This is a genomic window from Microcystis sp. M53603_WE2, from assembly GCF_030065435.1.
Genome location: NZ_JASJFF010000711.1, coordinates 1 through 1,886 on the forward strand (window position 1 = coordinate 1; position 1,886 = coordinate 1,886).

General features: G+C 41.6%; 2 protein-coding genes. One reads left to right on the forward strand and one right to left on the reverse strand.

Going from position 1 to position 1,886, the window contains the following annotated elements; all coding sequences use genetic code 11:
- Positions 1-111: 111 nt before the first annotated feature.
- A complete protein-coding gene (locus PX481_RS15325; RefSeq protein WP_002760106.1) occupies positions 112-360 on the reverse strand; it encodes a Ycf34 family protein in 249 nt (82 codons plus the stop codon).
- A gap of 94 nt (positions 361-454) precedes the next feature.
- Here PX481_RS15325 and PX481_RS15330 point away from each other — a divergent pair, with 94 nt between their 5' ends.
- Positions 455-1,672, forward strand: coding sequence for a tRNA nucleotidyltransferase/poly(A) polymerase-related protein (locus tag PX481_RS15330; protein WP_002760104.1), 1,218 nt, complete (start codon positions 455-457; stop codon positions 1,670-1,672).
- The last annotated feature ends 214 nt before the right edge of the window (positions 1,673-1,886 follow it).

Genomic DNA, 1,886 nt, shown 5'->3' on the forward strand with positions numbered 1-1,886 from the left:
TACTTACCTCGCTCTTAAATTACGCATTCCTCGAATCGTTGGCTGTCCAAGACATATTTGTGGATTAACTTTCGGCTCTTGTAGTAGATATGTATGGGTAGTTCAGGTGTTTTAGGTGGGAATTGGTTCACCCGGCCGCAAACTAGACCATTTACCGGTTTCGCGTAAAAAGCTTTCACAACCCACCACATCCCACTCCATTTCGATATAATCTTCTTTGGTGCGAATGTTAACGTTAATAGAAGGGTTCTTCGCTTCAAAGTCCGGTGTCTCGGTGAGATGACGTTCCTGATGTTGTGTTTCTACGGCATGATAGGTGAGACAGCGATCAACAAAATAGCAGTTAATACAAATACACATAGGTTTAACTCTATAGGTCTTTTCCGTTAATCTAGCTCAGTCTCTCCCCAAATAGGGCCGGTAAAAATTATATTTTTGTAAATTGCTCTTCTCGATGTCTTGTCAAAAAAACCTAGATAGTTTAGTTAAAGAAGTTTTTGCGATTAATCGGCAAGAATTGCCAGAAAATGCTTATTTAGTCGGTGGTGCTGTGCGAGACGCTTTATTAAACCGTCAGAAAGACTATATTGACCTAGATTTTGTGGTTCCCGAAAAAGCGATCGAAATTGCCCAAACTATTGCCCATCAGTATAAAGCCGGTTTTGTGGTTTTAGATGCCGTTCGTCAAATTGCTCGCGTCGTTTTTCCCCAGGGTACTCTTGATTTCGCACAACAGGAGGGAGAATCTCTAGAAATAGACCTAAAAAGACGGGATTTCACCGTTAATGCTCTCGCTTATAATCTCCACACCCAAGAAATTTTCGATCCTTTAGGGGGATTAAAAGATTTAGGCTGCCAATCCCTGCGGATGATTTCCCGCGAAAATCTCCAGGATGATCCCCTAAGATTATTAAGGGCCTATCGACAAGCGGCTCAATTGGACTTTGAGATCGAACCCCATACCCGTGCAACTATTCGTTCTCTTGCCCCTTTATTGCACCGTGTAGCCGCCGAAAGGGTACAATCCGAGTTGAATTACCTTTTGCTCAATTCCCGTGGCAATAAATGGCTAAAAAGTGCTTGGGAAGATGGCTTATTATCTCTCTGGTTGCGTCGGATTACCCCCGCAAAAATGGAGCGAGTTATGGGGGTGGAAGCGGCAGCGGGATTTTTAGAATCTTTGTTACCGGAAAAATTTATCTTTTCCCCTTCTCAGTTACAGTTGACAAAATTGGCCCTATTGGTATCGGATATTTTGGCAGAAGCGGAAAAAGAGTTAATCGATCTCAAGTATTCCCGTGGGGAAATTCGCACGGTAATGACGGTAATTAAGTCTTTACCTCCCCTCAAAGAAGCAGATAATTTAAGTCTGCGGGAACAGTATTTTATTTATCTAAATACGGGAAAAGTATTTCCTGTCTTTGCCCTTTTTGCTTTATCAATGGGGATTAACAAAAATATCGTCGCTTCTCTGTTGACTTCCTATCTCGATCCCGATAATATTATCGCCCATCCCCGACCTTTATTAAGGGGCGATGATTTAATTAACCATTTACAGCTGAAACCCAGTCCGGTTATCGGTAAGTTATTAACCGAGGTACAAATTGCCCAAATTGAGGGCCAAGTTACAGTTTTTCAGGAAGCGATCGATTTTGCCAAAAAGTTATTATAAGTGGTTGGTTATAATTAAATTAAAAATGGATTTTAGGTTCGATCCCCCCTGCCCCCCTTGATAAGGGGGGTGCCGATCCCCCCTTAATAAGCTATCCCTTATAGGGATCTTTCTTAACAATTTTTGCAGTAAGCACTCCAACCCTTATCCTGACTTGATTTCAGTTTTTTCTTTGTCAGTAAGGGTGTCAACAAGGAATATTACAAATTGTTAA

What these genes read in the sequence shown, in the direction of transcription:
- PX481_RS15330 (WP_002760104.1), top strand. Translation starts at nt 455, where the DNA reads ATGTCTTGTCAAAAAAACCTAGATAGTTTAGTTAAAGAAGTTTTTGCG.
- PX481_RS15325 (WP_002760106.1), bottom strand. Translation starts at nt 360, where the DNA reads ATGTGTATTTGTATTAACTGCTATTTTGTTGATCGCTGTCTCACCTAT.